Raw genomic sequence first — 18,098 nt, 5'->3', positions numbered from 1 at the left:
CAGGTAGCTTCAAGATTTCGGCGGCTGCGTTGCAGCCCACAGCGCCCCCTTACATTTGAACGCCAAGCGTCAAAGTCAGCCGAGGCCCACGGTCCAGGCTGTCCAATGCCGCATCCGCCAAAGGCTTGGCCAGCTCCAGCGCCACATTGAACAAGCGCCCATCGCCCAACCGCACACCAAGCGCCGCCGAAGCCAGGTGGGCATCCTGCACAGGCCCCCGGTTATGCCAGGCCTGCGCCGTATCAACCACCACATAGGGCTGCACCAACGCCAGCCAGTTGGCGTGCATGCTGTAATTCACCTCGTAAGCCACACCCCAGCCCTTGTCCCCGTCCGCCTGGTCGCGCGGGTAGCCACGGCCGAAACTCTGCCCGCCAAACCCCGCACGCTCGCTGTCGGGCAAGCGGTCATCACTCCAGTACAGCGCCCCGGACACCACCCCCTGCCAGTTACCGAGCAACCTGTCGCTCTGCAAGCCGGAAAGCCGCAACCGCAGAAAATCCAGATCGTAGTCGGCATCGCTGCGTGCCCCCAGATAATCCAGGCCCTGATAGACCCCGGCGCTGACGATGCGCAAACGGCCCTCTTCCACCTTGCGCCAGTCGCCCTCGAATGACAGCGCACGCACGTAGGTGTCGTAGTCCCGTGCCGATGGCAACCCATCTACCCGGTCTTCGAAGTGCTCACTGACCGAATATACCTGCCCCTGCACCACCATCCATTCATCCGGCCTGACGATCACCGGCTGGCGCAGGCCGATCGCATAGCGATCGCTGTCGCGCTTGCGGGTGATATCACGGCCATCATCCAGCCGAATCCGCGTGCCCGGTTCGCTGCGATAACGCGAGGCCGACAGCAGCAGCTGGCTGCCGCCCGCATCCAGGTATTGGCTGTAAGCCAGGCGCTGATAATGCACCTGGTCATTCCCTGGTGGCAGCAACACGCTGGCCTGGATCTGTTCGGCAAAGCGGGTCTGGGCGTGGCTGGTTGCCGTCAGCAGCGCCTGCGCATCGTCGCGGTTGCCATCAACCACGGTAACGGCAGCGCTGAACGGCTTGCGCCGGGCATGCACGGTCAACAGCGTGGCACCATCAGCGGTTCGCGCCATGGCCAGCTGTGGGTCTATCGTCACCCCTGGCAGGCGCTCGGCCAGGCCCAGGTAGCGCTCCAGCGTTTCCCGGGTCAGCGGGCGCTCGGTTGCAAGCCGCTCCAGCAGCTGGTGCAGATAGGCGCTTGCCGGGCCGATATCGCCGACCACGCGGTAATCCCGAATATAGCCTTCGACCAGCACCACATTGACTTGGCCATCAGCCACCTCCTGCGGCGGCAGGTAGGCGTAAGACAACAGGTAGCCTTCCTGCCGATAGCGCTGGGTCAGGCGCGCGGTGTACTGCTGGAGCTCGCCCAAGGTAGTCTGGCGCCCGATCAGCGGTTGGTAGTGTTCGCGCAGGTCGCTCAGGGGGAACACCGTGCCGCCTTCGAAGCGCACTTTATGCAGCACCAGCCGGGTATTCGCAGGCGCCCACGCGGGGCTGTCGCCATCCTCCTCGGCCAGCTGCAGGTGAGCACTGACCGGGCGGTAGGCGTCTATCGGCAGGTTGGCGCCGGGCAGGCGACGTTCGTACTCATGGCTGTCGAGAAAACCTGGCAAAGGCTCGGCATGGGCCGCAAGCGCCCAAGGCAGCAACAACAGGGGCACGGCCAGAGGACGCATAGCGCGCTCCATGTTCCCTGGGGCTGCAAAGCGGCCCCAAATTGCTTGACTGACAGGCATCAGGGGCGCCAGCCGGTCACACCCGTTACCTGCAAGCGTAGGTGCTGCCTCGGCCCTCGTCGAACGGCTACTCGCTGACCTGGAACGCCACGCGCGCCGTCTCGCCGCTTTCATCCAGCGCGCTGATTTCGGCCTGGCCTACCTGTTGGAAGCGCACCAGCAGGCTGTCCTGGCCCAGGGTTTCGCCCAATGGCTGGCCGTTGAGGAACCACCAGCGCCGACCGCCGCCGCCCAGCGCCGACACATGCAGTTGCAACGGCTCGCTGCTGGTGGCCGGACGGCGCAGGTTGTCGCCCGGGCGCACGCCCACGATCGAAAGCGGTGGCGCGCTGACCGGCACATGCGGCGGGCAGGCCGGATCGATGGCCGGCAGGCGCGCCGCACGCCGCTCCACACGTGGCAGCCAAGGCTCCAGCGGGGCGGGCCATAGGGCGATATCGCGGGCCTTGGCGCCCGGGCAACTGCCATCGACGCGCAGCCCCTGGTCGTTGACCCATACGCTTTCACGCAGGCCCAGGCCGAGTGGCTGGTCGGCGGCCTGCAGGGTTGGCGGCGTAGTGCCGTCCAAAGTCCAGGCGAAACGCTGACGCCGGCAGTTGGGGTCCTTTTTGCTCATCGGCTGGCCCAGTGGCCAACAGATCGCAGCCACGCCGACGTTCGCCGGCACCCGCTCCACCGGCACGCTGATGCCACGCTGGCTGTCACGGTTGCTCAGCAGGTCGTGCACCTGCAGCATCAGCGGCGCTGCCGAAGCCAGCCCGAATTGGCCGGGGACCGGTGTGCCATCGGGGCGGCCAATCCATACGCCGATCAGGTAGCGCGGGCCCACGCCGATCGACCAGGCATCGCGAAAGCCGTAGCTTGTGCCCGTCTTCCACGCCAGTTGCGGGCGTTGCACCAGCTCGGCATGCGGGTCGCGGTCGGGGCGCGCCTGGCCGCTGAGGATGCGCCGGATGATCCACGCAGCCCCTGGTGACAGCAGGCGCCGTTCCAGCAACGGATCCTGCGGTTGCAGGCGCACCCTCGCACTATTGCCACCCCGCGCCAGCGCAGCGTAGCCACCCACCAGATCCTCCAGGCGGCTGCCCGCGCCACCCAGGATCAACGACAGGTTGGGCTCTGCCAGAGGCGGCAATATCAGCGGCATGCCCGCCATGCGCAGTTGCGCGGCAAAGCGTTTCGGACCATAGGCCTCCAACAGCTGCACCGCCGGCAGGTTGAGCGACAGCGCAAGCGCCGAACTGGCCGACACCGGCCCGCTGAAGCCCATGGAGAAGTTGCCGGGGCGGTAGTCACCGTAGCGTCGCGGCACATCCTGCAACAACGACTCGGAATGGATCAGGCCGTCATCCAGCGCCATGCCGTAGAGGAACGGCTTGAGGGTGGAGCCCGGCGAGCGCAACGAACGCACCATGTCGACATGCCCGAAGCGGCGCTCGTCGGCCAGGTCGATAGAACCCAGGTAGGCACGCACCGCCATGGTTTGCGCATCGACCACCAGAATGGCAGCGGAGGTGCGCTCTGGAAGCCGCGCGCGCCAGCCCAGCAGCAGGTCTTCGAGGCGCCGCTGCAGTGCGGCGTCGAGTGTGGTACGGATCAGCGGCGGGCTGTCGGCGCTGTTCAGGCGCCGGGCCAGCAGCGGCGCCAGGGCCGGTTCCTGACGTGGCGCCAGCACCAGCGGTTCTTCGGCAGCCTCACGGATTTGCTGAGCCGGCCACACCTGGTATTCGGCCAGGCGTTGCAGCACCTTGTCCCGGGCGCGCTGGGCACGCTCGGGGTGGCGGTCCGGGCGCAGGCGGCTGGGCGCCTGGGGCAGCACGGCCAGCAGTGCCGCTTCGGCCGGGGTCAGGTGCATGGGCGACTTGCCAAGGTAGGCCCAGCTGGCCGCCGCCACGCCCTGCAGGGTGCCGCCGAAGGGCGCGCGGTCCAGGTAGATTTGCAGGATTTCGCGCTTGGACAAGTGCCATTCCAGCTGCGCCGTGCGCCATAGTTGGCGCAGCTTGCCGGCCAGGGTGCGCTCATGCGGGTCGAGCAGGCGTGCGACCTGCATCGACAGCGTGCTGCCGCCCGACACCACACGCCCGCCACGCAGGTTCAGCCAGGCAGCACGGGCCAGGGCCAACGGGTTGACCCCGGGGTGGCTGTAGAACCAGCGGTCCTCATAGGTCAGCAACGCCTGCAGATACAGCGGCGAAACCTCGTCGGGGCTAACCGGGTAGCGCCACACGCCATCGGCATCGGCAAAGCGCCACAACGGCGTGCCGTCCTCGGCCAGCACCACGCGGGCCAAGTCGTCTCCGGGCATGGGCAGCGGCCATAGGCGGTCGGCCAGCCACAACAGGCCGAACAGTACCAGCATGCCGATCGCCGTGGCGCGCAACAGCCTGCCCGCACGGGTATTCGGCCGCGTTAAGCTTGGCATCGGGAACCGACCTGGCCAGGTGATGGCCAAAGGCTTGGGAACGGCAACATCGCCGATTCGTTCATCAGGAAGCAACTATGCATGTAGAAGGTTTTTTCGAGTGGCTGGGCCAGGCGCTGGGGTCGTTGATCCGCTTCATCGTCGACGCATTGAGCGGGCTGTTCAACCTGCTGGCCAGTGCCGGAGGCAATTTCATCGATGGCCTGGCGCGCACCTTGGGCATGGAGACCTCGCTGCTCAGCATCCTCGCCCTGATCATCGGGCTGGTGCTGCTGTACTCGGCAATCCGCGCGTTCATGCGCGCCTCGATCATCCTCGGGATCATCTGGCTGCTGTTGGGGTTGTGGGTGATGAGCTGGGTGATTCACTGACATTGAACTGCCCGGCGCAGACCTGTGGGAGCGGCCTTGTGTCGCGAAAGGGCTGCGCAGCAGCCCCAGGATCTCAGCTCCGCCGCTTGAAATGCCGGGGCCGCTTTGCGGCCCTTTCGCGACACAAGGCCGCTCCCACATAGTACGCGCAAGGCAGGTGCTTAGCGGGCTTTTACGGTCATCTCCCCTTGCCCATCCCCCACAGCCTGCAGGTTTGGCCGGTACATCGATTCAACCTGCGGCGGCGGCACGCGGTAGGTGCCCGGGGTCACCGCCCGAGCCAGGTACAGCAGGTGGGTGGTGCCATAGCTGTCCAGTTTGAGCGCGGCGACGTAACGATCATCGCGATACTCCTGGTGCACCACGCTGGCGTTCTGCATCGATTCGCGCCATTCCTTCACCGCACTGCTGGCGTTTTCCAGGCTGGCGGCACTTTGCGCCAGGTTCTGGTTTTCCAGCTCCAGGCCCGCCGGTAACAAGTCCACCACCAGCGCATCCGGCACCCGGTCTTCAGCCTTGAGCGCCAGGTGCACCAGCACCAGGTCTCCGCTGCGCAGGTTATGCAGATCCAACGGCTGACCATTCATGCCCAGGTACTCACGGCGGATCTGCATGCCGTTGCCAACGGCCGCAGGCGCCTGGCGTGGGTAACCCGACAAGGTCAGTTGCTGGTACAGCGTCTCGCTGCCTTGGTTCTGCACACTAAGCGGCGAAGCCAGCAACGGGCCTTCGAGCTTCATGCCAGACTCGGCATTGTTGAACTCGCGCACTTCGCCCGCGCTGTCCAGGCGCGCCTGCCACTGGCCTTCCGGTTTGCCCAGCAGGCCACGGCCGGCCAGGAACAGCGCATTGCGCTCCTGGGTCGACAGCCAGCGGTTGGCCGCCAGCTCATCCGACAGGGCGAACAGGCGCTGGTCGACCTGGCGGCTGGCCAGGTTGTTTTCCTGCAGCAGCGCCAGGATCAGTGCCTGGTCGCGCAGGGCGCTACCATAGTCGGCCATCCAGCCTTTACCGCGGCTGATGCCCAGGCCTGCCTGCAGGGCCTGCTCGGCACGCGGCTTGTCGCCCATCTTGTCCAGCGCCACCGCCAGTTGCACCAGTGGCAGGCCAGAGCGGGCGTCGGCGCGGCGTTCGAACAGGCCACGCAGGGCACCCAGCGGCGCCTGCTGGCTGCGCGACAGCACCAATGCCGCATAGGCCTGCACGGCGAAGCGGGTGTGTTCGGCGTTCTCGCTGTAGTCGACTTCGATCAGGTTGCGCTCCTGCAGGTAGCGCAGCAGGCGCTCGCTGGCCTTCTTCAGCGCTTCGGCCGGCACACCATAGCCTTGGTCACGGGCGCGCAGCAGGAAGTCGGTGACATAGGCGGTCAGCCAGTATTCTTCTTCGCTGTCCGAGCTCCACAGGCCGAAGCTGCCGTTGTAGCGCTGCATGCCCAGCAGGTGCTCGATACCCATCTCGATCTTGCGCTTGCGCACATCGGCTGGCTCGCCCTTGATGCCCAGGCGCTTGAGGCTGTCGGCATCGGCGTACAGCGACGGGTAGAGGCCGCTGGTGGTCTGCTCCAGGCAACCGTAGGGGTAGGCTTCGAGGGCACGGATCTGCTCGGCCAGGTTCAGCGGTGGCCGGCTCGACAAGGCCAGGCTGGCTTCAAGCCCGGCGGGTTCGAAGGCGGCCAGGTCTGCTTCAGGCAGGGTCCATGGCTGGTCCTTCAAGGCCACGCGGTAGTGCTTGAGCATCGCCGGGTAAGCCGGGCGCACGCCCAGCGTCCACTCGCGCTCGAACGCGCCGGTCGGCTCGTTCGGCAGCTGCAGGCCAGTGACCCGCACATGCACCTTGCCCTGCCCCAGGCCACCTTGGGCCTGGACCGGGATCAACAGCGTCGAGCGCTGGCCTTCAGCCAGGGCAACGTTCTGCACGGCGTTGGCCGCCAGGCTCAGCTGCCCTTCGGTGATGATTTCAACGTTCAGTTGCTGGGCACGACCCGACAGGTTGGCCAGGTCCAGCGCCAGGCTGGTACGGTCGCCACCGGCCAGGAAACGCGGCGCCGAGAGTTCGGCGATCAAGGGCGCGGCGACCACGGTCTTGCCTTCGGCCATGCCGAAGTGTTCGTCGGTCCAGGCCTGGGCCATCAGCCGCAGTTCGCCATTGAAGTCGGGGATATCGACCGTGGCCAGGCCCTCGCCCTTGTCGTCCAGGGTCACCGGCAGGCTCTGCTGGGCGACGATGGTCACCGTGGTGTTGGGGCGCTTGCCACCCTTGGCCATCGCCGCGTCACCACCAAATGCCAGGCTGGCCAGGCGGCCTTGGCCGGCTTCGATCAACTGGCCGTAGATATCCAGCTGGTCAGCACCATAGGCCTTGCGCCCGAACAGGCTGGCGAACGGGTCGGGGGTCTTGAAGTCGGTGATGTTGAGGATGCCCACGTCCACCGCCGACAACAGCACATGCACCTGTTCAGGCACACTGCCATCGGCATTTGCAGCCTTGACCTTCACGGTCAGCGGCTGTTTCGGGCGCATTTTCTCCGGCGCCTGCAGGCTCACCGCCAGCTTGCGTTCGGCGCGGTTCAGCGGCAGGTGCAGCACGCCCACCGCGCGTTTCGGCGTGGCGTTGGCCTTGCGCTCACCCGGGCGGATCACCAGCGCGCTGATGTACAGGTCATGGCGGGCCCACTGCTTGTCCAGCTGCACGTCGAACGTCTTGCCCTCGGCGGGCACGTCGATCTCCTGCCACCACAGCGGGCCATCGCTGGACTCGATCATCAGGTAGCCACTGCCGGCTGCGGGCGGGGTGACGGTGACCTTGGCGGTAGCGCCGTCGGCGTAGGCCGGTTTGTCCAGCGCCAGCTTGACCTGGTCCGGCCGCACCGCACCGCCCTCGGCGTTGTCCTGGGCGCGGTAGCCAGCCCAGAAGCGCGCGCTGGACACAAGGCCCGTCTCCGGGTCCTCCACCTCGACACGGTACGGGCCCCATTCCACCTGGAAGCTCAGCTTGGCCGTGGAGCCGGCCTTGACGCTGACGGTCTCTTCGCTCTGGGTGAGGAACTTCTCGTTGTAGGCGTAGCTCCAGCCATCGCTCTGCGAGTAGTTCCAGTAGTAGTCGCGGCGCTCGCGTACCAGCCGCACCTTGAGGTCGTTGGCCGCCAGCTTCTTGCCGTTGCGGTCGGCCACCAGGAACTCGAACTCCACCGGCCCGTCACTGTCGGTTTCCTCGCCGTCGAACAGGCCACGCAGGCCCGGCAGGCGCTCGGCCGGCCAGATGGGTTGTTCCAGGCGCCGGGTGATCGGCCGGCCACCGGACTCCTGCAGGCTGGCCTGCACGGTCAGTTGCAGCGGCGAGCGGGCTTCGGCCCAGCGGCTTTCGATATCGACCACGGCCTTGCCGGCCTGGTCGAGGGTGACTTCGTCCAGCTCCAGGTCCTGGTTCAGCTCGGTTTCGGTGACCGAGCCGAACTGGTAGCCAGGCAGCGCCGGTACCGCCTCGCGCAGTGGGCGAACATAGGCCTGGCCGCTCAGGCGGTTGCCGGCAGCCGGGGCGCCGTAAAGGTAACGGCCATTGACCTGGATGCGCGCATCCTGATCCGGAGACAACGGTTTGCTGCTGCCCTTGAGTTCCAGCGCCAGGCGCTCGGGCAGGAAGTCTTCGACGAGAAATTCATACACCTGCTTGCGCCCGCCGCCCAGGTCGAGCAGCAGTTGCCAGCGGCCGGTCGGGGCCTCGCTGGCCAGCTGCAACTGGTACTGGTACAAGCCATTGCTGTCGGCTTCCCAGACGAACTTGCGGCTGACCTGCTCATCCGGGCGACGCACTTCCACGCTCACTGGCTGCGCCTTGACCGGCTTGCCGTCCTGGTCGCGCAGCAGGCCGTTGAGCAACACCGTTTCCCCGGGGCGATACAGGTCACGCGGGCCGAAGATGAAGAACTGCAGCGGGTTGGCCTGCGGGCCGGTGATGTCGAACTCGGCCAGGTCCAGCGCCGCGCTGCTCAGGCGCAGCAGGGTGGTGTGCACGCCCTGGGTGGCGATCAGGGTGTCGGCCTTGGGCGTGATCGGCAGCTGGGCGTGGCCATCGCTATCGGTGCTGGCCTGGGCCAGCAGCTTGCCCTTGTCGTCATGGATTTCCAGGTTGACGCCGTTCATCGCCTTGCCACCTTCCAGGGCCTGGGCGAACACATCGAGGCGGTCGCGGTAGCGGTGCGCGGACACACCGATGTCGCTGAGGGTGAACAGCGTCGCTGGTTGCGAGTAGTCGTAGGTGCCCGAGGCACGCATCACCGCCAGGTACACGCCTGGCTCCTGCAGCGGCTTGATGCCGGCGATCGGCAGCAGCACGGTCTCGCGGGTGTTGCGTGCGGGGTTGAGGTCGAAGCGGCCGCTGTAGACCAGCTCGGCCATGTCCAGGGTTTCCTTGGACTGGTAGTAGTACAGGCTGCTGTTGCGCCCCCAGTTGACCAGAAAGGTCGAGAGCATGTCCGGCTTCACGCGGAAGAACTCGACATCGACCTTGTCGACGTTGAGGGCGATCACCGGCAGACCCTCGGCCAGGCGCGTGGGCAGCAGCGAACCGCGGCTGGCGAAGCCGATGGTCGGCTGCATGTCGCGGGTTTCCAGGCGGCTGATCGACTCGCTGTCCAGTTGCTTGCCATTGACCGCCAGCAGGCCCTTGTCGACGGTCAGCACCAGCTTGCGCTGCGGCTCCAGATGGCGCAGACGCAGCTCCATCTGGTTGTCGGAGAGCTCCCAGGCGCCGTCGAGCTTGCCTTTGACGGTGTCGACCAGGTGCACTTTGCTGGCGAAGTCCTGTTTGGCATCCAGCGGCGCGGAGAAGCTGATCGACAGCGTCGCGGCGCCATCGAGCTGCACTTCGGAAACATCCAGCACCGTCAGCTCGCGGCCCTCGTAGCGTTTTCCGAGTTCGGCCTGGTCTTCGCGTTGGGGTGCCGGGGTGGCGACGGGCGCTGTGGCCGCCGGCTTTTCGGATGGCGCCGGCTTGTCCGGCGTCGAAGAGTCACAGGCACTGAGCAAAGCCAGCGCGCAGGCCAGCAACAATCCTTTGTTGAACATGGAGTAGAACTCTTTGGCAGCGTGTACGTGAGGGCAGCAACTATAGCGCAACTATGGTCGCGCGAATTGGCTGCATGGCCGGTACACTGCTGGCAATTTAGAAAAGCGGGGGCGCTTTGCGCCCCTTTCGCGACGCAAGGCCGCTCCCACAGGTACTGCACAGGCTTCGGTTTACACGATTCTTGTGGGAGCGGCCTTGTGTCGCGAAAGGGCTGCGCAGCAGCCCCAAGATTCCCCAGGACACCCGATGACCTCACTGACCACCGACTGGCAGCACCGCCCCACCCACCACAAGGTCTGGGCCCTGGCCGCGCCGATGATCCTGTCCAACATCTCCGTGCCGCTGGTAGCCCTGGTCGACAGCACGGTCATCGGCCACCTCCCCCACGCCCACCAGTTGGGTGCCGTAGCCGTGGGCGCCACGCTGTTCACCTTCATGGTTGGCCTGATGGGCTTCCTGCGCATGGGCTCCACCGGCTTCGCCGCCCAGGCCGCCGGCCGTGGCGACGGTGCAGCGTTGCGCCAGGTACTGGTACAAGGGCTATTGCTGGCGGTCGGCTTCGCCCTGCTGATCGGCCTGCTGGCCCTGCCCTTCAGCCAGCTGGCGCTGCACGCGATGCAGCCCAGCGCGGCCCTGCAGCAAGCCACCGAAGACTTCTTCCATACCCGCCTGCTCGGCCTGCCCGCGGCACTGGCCAGCTACGCCCTGGTCGGCTGGTTCCTCGGCACCCAGAACGCCAGGGCGCCACTGGCCATCCTGCTGACCACCAACCTGCTGAACATCGCCTTGAACCTGTGGTTCGTGCTTGGCCTGGACTGGGGCGTGCTGGGTTCGGCGCGGGCGTCGGTGATCGCCGAATGGAGCGCCGCCCTGCTCGGCCTGGCCCTGACCCAACCGGCCCTGCGCGCCTACCCGGGGCAGATCGTGTGGGCGGCGCTCAAGTGCTGGCAGGCCTGGCGGCCGCTGCTGGCGGTGAACCGCGACATCTTCCTGCGCAGCCTGGCGCTGCAACTGGTGTTCCTGCTGATCACCGTGCAAGGCGCTCGTCTGGGCGAAGCCACCGTGGCGGCCAATGCCCTGCTGCTCAACGGCCTGCTGCTGACTGCCTATGCGCTTGACGGGTTGGCGCACGCGGTAGAGGCCCTGTGCGGCCATGCCATTGGCGCCCGCGACCGCGACACATTGCGCCGCTCGCTGGTGGTGGCCTGTGGCTGGTCGCTGATCACCAGCCTGGGGTTTGCCGGGTTGTTCCTGCTGGGCGGGCACCTGTTCATCGATTTGCAGACCGACATCGAGAGTGTGCGGGCAGCGGCTTATCCGTACCTGCCGTACCTGGCATTGCTGCCATTGATTGCGGTGTGGAGCTATTTGCTGGATGGCTTGTTCATAGGCGCGACACGGGCGCGGGAGATGCGTAATGCGATGTTGGTGTCGGTGGTGATTGCGCTGCCCTTGGGGGTGCTCATGAGTGCGTTTGGCAACCATGGGTTGTGGTTGGCGTTTCTCGGGTTCATGGGGTTGCGGGCGGTGACATTGGGGTGGGTGGGGTGGAGGTTGCAGGAAAAAGGGCTTTGGGTTCAGTAATGCCGGGGCCGCTCCCACATTGATCGGCGTACGCAGGACTTTGTGGGAGCGGCCTTGTGTCGCGAAATGAGGGCGAAGCCCTCACCTGCGGATTCACAGCCACACACAATCCCAATGTGGATAATCACCAGCCCGCCGCACCAGGCCAGCCCGAATGGGATTGGCGATGATGTAGCGCGCCACTGCCCTCACATCCTCCTCGCGGCGCAAAGCCCGATCATGAAAGCTGGTCTGCCAGATATGCCGCCTTTCAGCCCCCACCTTGTACAGCGCACAACTGCTTCTGGACTTGAACTCGCACATCAGCCTACCCAGGCTCGACGGCCCAAGCTCGAGAAGCCAGTGAAGATGATCCGGCATCAAGACCCACGCCAGAGATCGACACGCCTTGCGCTCTTCGCTGAGCCGCAATTGCTGGATAACTGTTCTGGCGAACAAGAAGTCTTTGAACAACGGTGTTCGGTTGCGAGTGGTCGTGGTGAGCAGGTAGAGACGCCCTGGTTCGGACACTCGGCCACTACGTAAACGATGGGAGCCGGGACTTTCCATGTCGTCCTCCTTTGAACATTGCATTCAAAGGTAGCGGCGCTGATGCGATAGGCGAGGACTGGACCATTACCAGGTATGACGCGGTGAGGGCTTCGCCCTCATATCGCGACGCAAGGCCGCTCCCACAAAAAAGCGGGAGCGGCCTGGCAATCACGAGGACAGGTACGAAGACCGGGTCAACCCAAGGCGCAACGCATCCAGGTACTGAGTCCGCTCCCGCGCAGTGATCTTGGCGCTGGCCACCTTGTCACGGTAATGCGTCATCAACTCCTCCGGCGACAGGTGCACATAGCGCAGCATGTCTTCGATGGTGTCGTGGGTCTCGATACCGGCGTGGTACACGCTACCGTCGGCGTTCTGGTAGATGTTCACCGAGTCGGTGTCACCGAACAGGTTGTGCATGTCACCGAGGATTTCCTGGTAGGCACCAACCAGGAACACACCCAGCAAGTAGTCCTCGCCCTCCTTCACCGCATGCACCGGCATGCTGGTCTCGATGCTCTGCTCGTCGACGTACTGGTTGATCTTGCCGTCGGAGTCGCAGGTCAGGTCCTGCAGCACGGCACGACGCATCGGCTCTTCGTCCAGGCGGTGCAGCGGGATGATCGGCAGTACCTGGCCGATGGCCCAGGTGTCCGGCAGGCTCTGGAACACCGAGAAGTTGCAGATGTACTTGTCGGCCAGCTTGTCGTTCAGCTCGTCCAGCACTTGGCGGTGCGAGCGCTGGCGGGCTTTCAGCGAGTTGTGCAGGCGGCGGCACACGGCAAAGTAGCACTGCTCGGCCAGGGCCTTCTCGGCCAGGCTGATCTTGCCATCGGCATACTGCGCGGCCACGTCACCCATGTAGTGGGTGGCGCGCCAGTAGGTCTCGGTCACCATCTCGATATCGGTCGGGCCGAGCAGGTCGACCAGCCACTGCACTGTCTCGGGCAGGGCTTCCTTGTTCTCGATGGTCGGCACGTCGTCGTTGTGCTTCTCGACGTCGGTCACCTGGATCACCAGCATGGCGTGGTGGGCGGTCAGCGAACGGCCGCTCTCGGAGAAGATGTGCGGGTGCGGCAGGCCCTGCGCGTCGCAGAATTCCTTGAGCATGCCCACAACAACGCCGGCGTAGTCGTCCATGTCGTAGTTGATCGAGCTGGCATTGCGCGAGTGGGTACCGTCGTAGTCCACGCCCAGACCACCGCCAACGTCGATATGGTCGACCGGCAGGCCCAGCGCACGCAGCTCACCGTAGTAACGGATGGCTTCCTTGAAGCCGTGTTGGTAGTCCGCCAGGTTGGCGATCTGCGAGCCCATGTGGAAGTGAAGCAGGCGGATACCTTGGTCCAGGCCGGCATCGCGGAAGCGCTGTACCACCGAAATCAGCTGGGCGGCGGACAAGCCGAACTTGGACTTCTCGCCACCGGTGTCGGCCCACTTGCTCGAGGCCAGCGACGACAGGCGCACGCGCAGGCCGACTTGCGGCTTGACCTTGAGCTCGGCGGCCTCGTCGATCACCAGGGCCACTTCCGACTCTTTCTCGATGACGATGAACACGTTGTGGCCGAGCTTCTGGCCCATCAGCGCCAGGCGGATGAACTCGCGGTCCTTGTAGCCGTTGCAGACGATGGTGCCACCCTTCGGCGCCAGCGCCAGCACTGCCAGCAGCTCAGGCTTGGAGCCGGCTTCCAGGCCAATGGAGACGTTCTGCGTAGCGATGATGTTTTCCACCACCGCTTCCTGCTGGTTGACCTTGATCGGGTACAGCGCGGTGTACTTGCTCTGGTATTCCAGGCGCGCGATGTTGGCATCGAAGGCGCCGGTCAGCTGGCGCACGCGGTCTTGCAGAATGTCGGGGAAGCGCACCAGCAATGGCAGCGACAGGCCGCTCTGGCGCAATTCGTCGACCTGTTCGAACAGGTCGATCGGTGCGCTTTTTGGGCCGTTGGGGCGTACTTCGACGCGCCCGGCTTCATTGATGGCGAAATAACCAGCGCCCCAATGGCGGATGCCATAAACACTGCGGCTGTCGGCCACGGTCCATTGGCTACCATCGTCTTTGCGTGTGCGTCGTACGGACATTCAAGTCCCCTATAGATAAGTCGAAGACACTGCCCCGCAAGGAGGCGGGCGCAGTGTAAAAGCCGAAAATGACGATTCGTCCGTGCCCTGGATAGACCCTGGTCACGGCAACGAGTTTAGAAAGCACTGGGCAAAAAATCGCGTGGCCGCATCAGCCGCCGGATTTTTTCGCCTTGAAGCCCTGCTTGGTCAGCTCACCGATCAGCAGTTCGACATGGTCGCCCTGGATTTCGATGACCCCATCCTTCAGGGCGCCACCGGTACCGCAGCGGCGCTTGAGGGTAGAGGCCAGCTCCTTGAGCTGATCGAGCGGCAGCGGCACGCCGGTGACGGTGGTCACGGTCTTGCCGCCGCGGCCCTTGCTTTCGCGGCGCACACGGGCAATGCCATCGCCTTCGGGGATGACCTGCTGCTTGCAGGTACAGGCATCCACCGGCTGGCTACAGTCGGGGCAGTGCCGACCGGTGTCGGTGGAGTAAACGAGACCGCCAAGGGCGGCGAAGGAAGAAGCTTTCTTGGCCACTTTTGTTCCTCTGTGCTGAGGACAAAAACTGGTCGGCCCCAGGGGGTTGAGCCCGACCGCGAAGCCCCACTCTGGCAGGGGCGGCGCTACTGCCACAAGACCTGCGGCAGCCCGAAAAGGGCGCGCAGTGTAACGATAAATCCCGCTGTTGCTAAGTACCGGAATGCGGCATTTTGCGAATGTTTTGCGACCCCCTCGCGGGTAAACCCGCTCCCACAGGTACTGCGCAGGTTTCACGACCTGTGAAATCCCTGTGGGAGCGGGTTTACCCGCGAAGGGGCCCGCATGGGCCACGCATCTATTTGAGGCTGGCTTTATAGCGCTGCAACGCCGCCAACGAGTCCGGGCAATACGGCTTCGTCAGGCTTTCTTGCTCAGCCTGCTCCAGGCCAATGAACCGCGCCTCGATCACCTCTTCCGGCTGTAACCGCAATGGCGCATCCGACACCGCCGAATACACCGCACACCACAAGTGGTTATCCGGCTGGTCAAAGTAGAACCGCTCATGAAAACGCAGCTCCACACCGTCGATCCCCAGCTCCTCGGCCAGCTCCCGCGCCGCCGAATCGGCATACGCCTCCCCGGCCGTCACCATGCCGCCTGCCGCCACATCCCAGTAACCCGGGTACAGCGCCTTGCTCAGGGTTCGCCGGTGCACGCACAGCTCACCGGCACTGTTGAACAGCAGAATGAACGTGCAACGCCCTATCAGGCCCCGCTCACGCAGTTCGGCCCGGGGCAAGGCACCCAGCACCCGGTCGGCTTCGTCCACCCAGGTGACCAGTTCTCGGTCGGAAGCCGCCCGGTGGGCGGCCTCGTTCGGGCTGATCGCCATCATCAACCCTGCGACAGCAGCTGACGCAGGTCGATGACCGCCGCGTTGGCCCGGGAAATGTAGTTGGCCATGACCAGTGAGTGGTTGGCCCACATGCCGAAGCCGCTGCCGTTGAGCACCATCGGGCTCCACAGGGCCTCCTGCGAGGCTTCCAGCTCACGGATGATCTGGCGCACGCTGACCGTGGCGTTCTTCTTCGCCAGCACGTCGGCAAAGTCCACCTCGATGGCGCGCAGCAGGTGCGACAGCGCCCAGGCCTGGCCACGGGCTTCGTAGAACACGTTGTCGATCTGCAGCCATGGGGTTTCCACCAGCTCCTCGTCCACCTGCGGCGCCTGGCCGGCGACCAGCGACTCAGTCTTCAAAGTGGTGTTGAGCTTGACCCGGCCAACGCTGGCCGACAGGCGCTGCGACAGCGAGCCCAGGCGGGTGGCCACGTCACCCAGCCAGTTGTTCAGGTTGTCGGCACGGGTATAGAAGATTGCGCCCTTGTCGCCGGCAGCCAGACGGGTCTGGTAGCGGGTCAGCGACTTGATGCCCTCTTCGAACTCCGACTCGCTCGACGGCAGGATCCAGCTCTTGTTGTCGAAGTTGAAACGCGGCTCGGCCTTGGCCAGGTCGGCGTCTTCGGTCGACTGCGACTGCGAACGGGCGAAGTCCTTGCGCAAGGCACGGGACAGGTCACGCACCTGGACCAGCACGCCATATTCCCAGCTCGGCATGTTGTCCATCCACAGCCCGGGCGGGAAGCGGTCGTTGGAAATGTAGCCACCCGGCTTGTTCAGCAAGGTGCCGGCCACAGTCTTGAGGGTTTCGATAGTGGTGTAGCCCACCACCATCTGCTGGCCGGTACGCTCGGCTGCGGCCTGGGCGTTCTGCTGCACCGGGAACAGCTCCGGCTCCTGGCTCCAGTACCAGCCCAGGCCAATGCACACCAGCAGGTACAACCCGATCAGGGTCCCCAGGGCACGGCTCCAGAGGCCGCCAAGATAGCTACGGGCGGCGGCGCCACGGCCGTCGACACGCTCGCGGGGCTCGGCTTTGGCCTCGCGGTTTTTCCAGTCCAGCATGGCTTTGTCCTTAATCAGTCACGACGGTTCAGGGGCTTGGACCACAGGCCTACGCCAGGGTGCCACGGCAAGCCCGCGTGGCAGCACTATAAAGCAGACACCGCCTTACGCATAAGCGACCAATCGGTCAGCAACTGAATATTCGTTCTGGCCGCTTTGTTGACGCAGGGCACTCACGCACCTGAAAAGAACTGCTAGCATAGAGCCATCATTGCCCCTGCACACCCCAACCTACAAGTAGCCAGGACATGAGCCAAGCAGCCGAGCCGAGCCCGCTGTGCCCCGCCCAACAGCTGACGCGTAGCGGCCTGCGCAAGGACGACCCGCTCGATCAGGTGCTGCTGCCGCCCCTGCGCAAGCCGGTGTACATCCTGCTGCAGGACCACGAGCGCGCCCAGCGCCTGGCCCAGCAACTGGAATTCTTTGGCCTGGTGGTGCAGGCGCTTGCCAGCGCCGCGGCGTTTCAGGCCTCGATCAGCGAATACCCGCCCTCGGCCATCATCATGGATGTCGACTTCAACGGTGCCGGCCAAGGCCTGCTGTTGGCTGCCCAGATGCAGCAGGGGCTGGCCCGACATATACCACTGCTGTTCTTCAGCCATCACGAAACCGACACCCCGACCCGCCTGGCCGCCGTGCGCGCCGGTGGCCAGGACTTCCTCACCGGCACCCTGGAAGCCTCCAGCCTGTTGGAAAAGGTCGAACTGCTGACCAATGCAACCCCGCACGACCCGTTGCGCGTACTGGTCATCGACGACTCACGCACCCAGGCGCTGTACACCGAGCGCGTGCTGGCCAGCGCCGGCATGATCACCCGCAGCCTGACCGACCCGATCCGCACCATGGCCGAGCTGGCTGACTTCCAGCCCGACCTGATCATCCTCGATCTGTACATGCCGGCCTGCACCGGCCCCGAACTGGCCAAGGTGATCCGCCACAGCGACCGTTATGTGAGCGTGCCGATCATCTATCTGTCTGCCGAAGACGACCTGGACAAGCAGCTGGATGCCATGAGCGAAGGCGGTGATGACTTCCTGACCAAACCGTTTCGTTCTCGCCACCTGATCACCACCGTGCGCAACCGCGCCGCTCGCGCCCGGCACCTGAAGGCGCGCATGGTGCGCGACAGCCTGACCGGGTTGTACAACCACACCCACATCCTGCAATTGCTGGAAGACTGCAGCTTCCGCGCCCGTCGCGAGCAGCTGCCGTTGTGCTTTGCCATGCTCGACATCGACCACTTCAAGAAGATCAACGACCGCCACGGCCACCCGATGGGCGACCGGGTGATCAAGAGCCTGGCGCTGTTTCTCAAGCAGCGCTTGCGCAAGACCGATTTCATTGGCCGTTACGGCGGTGAAGAGTTCGCCATTGTGATGCCCAATACCGCGCTGGACGCGGCGCACAAGGTTCTCGACGAAATCCGCAGGCGCTTTGCCGAGATCCTCTACCCGGCGCAGCCACGGGACTTGCAGTGCACCTTCAGTGCAGGGGTGGTGCAGTTGGATGAGGGGCTGGATGCGCTGACCATGGCCAGTGCGGCGGACGAGGCGCTGTATCGGGCCAAGCATGCCGGGCGAAATTGTGTGGTGCGTGTAGAGCCCTGAATCAGGCTTTGCCTGTGCCAGCCTCTTCGCGGCTAAAGCCGCTCCCACAGGTACTCCACCGGACTGAAGGATTGCGCAGTCCCTGTGGGAGCGGCTTTAGCCGCGAAGAGGCCGGCACAGATTAAAATAGAGGCACTGTGCCACTTTTTTATGGCGCCAACCCCCTGCCGTCATCACCCCGTCACAAAATCGCAATAACTTCAGCCACCGACCTCTCCCTCCCCCGCAGGAAGCT

At 65.0% G+C, this 18,098-nt stretch carries 11 protein-coding genes; 3 read left to right on the top strand and 8 right to left on the bottom strand.

Features of this window, described 5'->3' with window-relative positions:
• Window positions 1-49: 49 nt before the first annotated feature.
• Together KDB76_RS03305 and pbpC are read right to left on the bottom strand one after the other, a co-directional pair.
• Window positions 50-1,714, bottom strand: a complete 1,665-nt coding sequence (locus KDB76_RS03305) for a POTRA domain-containing protein (RefSeq protein WP_038408621.1) — start codon at window positions 1,712-1,714, stop codon at window positions 50-52.
• Between the two features lie 127 nt (window positions 1,715-1,841).
• Complete coding sequence (gene pbpC / locus KDB76_RS03300; protein WP_038408619.1) at window positions 1,842-4,196, bottom strand: peptidoglycan glycosyltransferase PbpC; 2,355 nt, start codon at window positions 4,194-4,196, stop codon at window positions 1,842-1,844.
• Window positions 4,197-4,273: 77 nt separating this feature from the next.
• Between pbpC and KDB76_RS03295 the strand changes: the two genes are divergently transcribed.
• On the top strand, window positions 4,274-4,567 hold the full coding sequence (locus KDB76_RS03295; RefSeq protein ID WP_025337571.1) for a hypothetical protein: 294 nt from the start codon (window positions 4,274-4,276) through the stop codon (window positions 4,565-4,567).
• 161 nt (window positions 4,568-4,728) lie between these two features.
• Here the strand turns inward: KDB76_RS03295 and KDB76_RS03290 are convergent, their stop codons facing one another.
• Entirely contained in the window at window positions 4,729-9,630 is a 4,902-nt protein-coding gene (locus tag KDB76_RS03290) for an alpha-2-macroglobulin (RefSeq protein ID WP_024086197.1), read from the bottom strand.
• A gap of 247 nt (window positions 9,631-9,877) precedes the next feature.
• Between KDB76_RS03290 and KDB76_RS03285 the strand changes: the two genes are divergently transcribed.
• The gene (locus KDB76_RS03285) at window positions 9,878-11,215 is read left to right on the top strand and encodes an MATE family efflux transporter (protein WP_038408617.1); all 1,338 of its coding nucleotides are present in this window, start codon (window positions 9,878-9,880) and stop codon (window positions 11,213-11,215) included.
• A 93-nt stretch (window positions 11,216-11,308) separates the two neighbouring features.
• Here the strand turns inward: KDB76_RS03285 and KDB76_RS03280 are convergent, their stop codons facing one another.
• From KDB76_RS03280 to KDB76_RS03260, 5 genes are all read right to left on the bottom strand, one after another.
• The gene (locus tag KDB76_RS03280) at window positions 11,309-11,764 is read right to left on the bottom strand and encodes a transposase (RefSeq protein ID WP_023662678.1); all 456 of its coding nucleotides are present in this window, start codon (window positions 11,762-11,764) and stop codon (window positions 11,309-11,311) included.
• A gap of 150 nt (window positions 11,765-11,914) precedes the next feature.
• Window positions 11,915-13,828, bottom strand: coding sequence for an arginine decarboxylase (gene speA, locus KDB76_RS03275; protein ID WP_013970716.1), 1,914 nt, complete (start codon window positions 13,826-13,828; stop codon window positions 11,915-11,917).
• A gap of 151 nt (window positions 13,829-13,979) precedes the next feature.
• On the bottom strand, window positions 13,980-14,351 hold the full coding sequence (locus KDB76_RS03270) for a translation initiation factor Sui1 (protein ID WP_003257057.1): 372 nt from the start codon (window positions 14,349-14,351) through the stop codon (window positions 13,980-13,982).
• Between the two features lie 298 nt (window positions 14,352-14,649).
• Window positions 14,650-15,186, bottom strand: a complete 537-nt coding sequence (locus tag KDB76_RS03265) for an NUDIX hydrolase (protein WP_024086195.1) — start codon at window positions 15,184-15,186, stop codon at window positions 14,650-14,652.
• 2 nt (window positions 15,187-15,188) lie between these two features.
• Window positions 15,189-16,256 carry a DUF2333 family protein gene (locus tag KDB76_RS03260; protein ID WP_013970713.1) on the bottom strand — a complete coding sequence of 356 codons (1,068 nt, stop codon included), beginning with the start codon at window positions 16,254-16,256 and terminating at the stop codon, window positions 15,189-15,191.
• Between the two features lie 248 nt (window positions 16,257-16,504).
• Between KDB76_RS03260 and KDB76_RS03255 the strand changes: the two genes are divergently transcribed.
• Window positions 16,505-17,863: a diguanylate cyclase gene (locus KDB76_RS03255; RefSeq protein ID WP_013970712.1), complete on the top strand. Its 1,359-nt coding sequence runs from the start codon at window positions 16,505-16,507 to the stop codon at window positions 17,861-17,863.
• The last annotated feature ends 235 nt before the right edge of the window (window positions 17,864-18,098 follow it).

This window comes from Pseudomonas sp. JS425, assembly GCF_018223845.1.
Classification (GTDB): Bacteria; Pseudomonadota; Gammaproteobacteria; order Pseudomonadales; family Pseudomonadaceae; genus Aquipseudomonas; species Aquipseudomonas asiatica.
This window is presented reverse-complemented; position numbering and strand designations above follow the sequence as displayed.

Coding starts and splice junctions, on each gene's coding strand:
- KDB76_RS03305 (WP_038408621.1), bottom strand. CDS start 1,714: ATGCGTCCTCTGGCCGTGCCCCTGTTGTTGCTGCCTTGGGCGCTTGCG.
- pbpC (WP_038408619.1), bottom strand. CDS start 4,196: ATGCCAAGCTTAACGCGGCCGAATACCCGTGCGGGCAGGCTGTTGCGC.
- KDB76_RS03295 (WP_025337571.1), top strand. CDS start 4,274: ATGCATGTAGAAGGTTTTTTCGAGTGGCTGGGCCAGGCGCTGGGGTCG.
- KDB76_RS03290 (WP_024086197.1), bottom strand. CDS start 9,630: ATGTTCAACAAAGGATTGTTGCTGGCCTGCGCGCTGGCTTTGCTCAGT.
- KDB76_RS03285 (WP_038408617.1), top strand. CDS start 9,878: ATGACCTCACTGACCACCGACTGGCAGCACCGCCCCACCCACCACAAG.
- KDB76_RS03280 (WP_023662678.1), bottom strand. CDS start 11,764: ATGGAAAGTCCCGGCTCCCATCGTTTACGTAGTGGCCGAGTGTCCGAA.
- speA (WP_013970716.1), bottom strand. CDS start 13,828: ATGTCCGTACGACGCACACGCAAAGACGATGGTAGCCAATGGACCGTG.
- KDB76_RS03265 (WP_024086195.1), bottom strand. CDS start 15,186: ATGGCGATCAGCCCGAACGAGGCCGCCCACCGGGCGGCTTCCGACCGA.
- KDB76_RS03260 (WP_013970713.1), bottom strand. CDS start 16,256: ATGCTGGACTGGAAAAACCGCGAGGCCAAAGCCGAGCCCCGCGAGCGT.
- KDB76_RS03255 (WP_013970712.1), top strand. CDS start 16,505: ATGAGCCAAGCAGCCGAGCCGAGCCCGCTGTGCCCCGCCCAACAGCTG.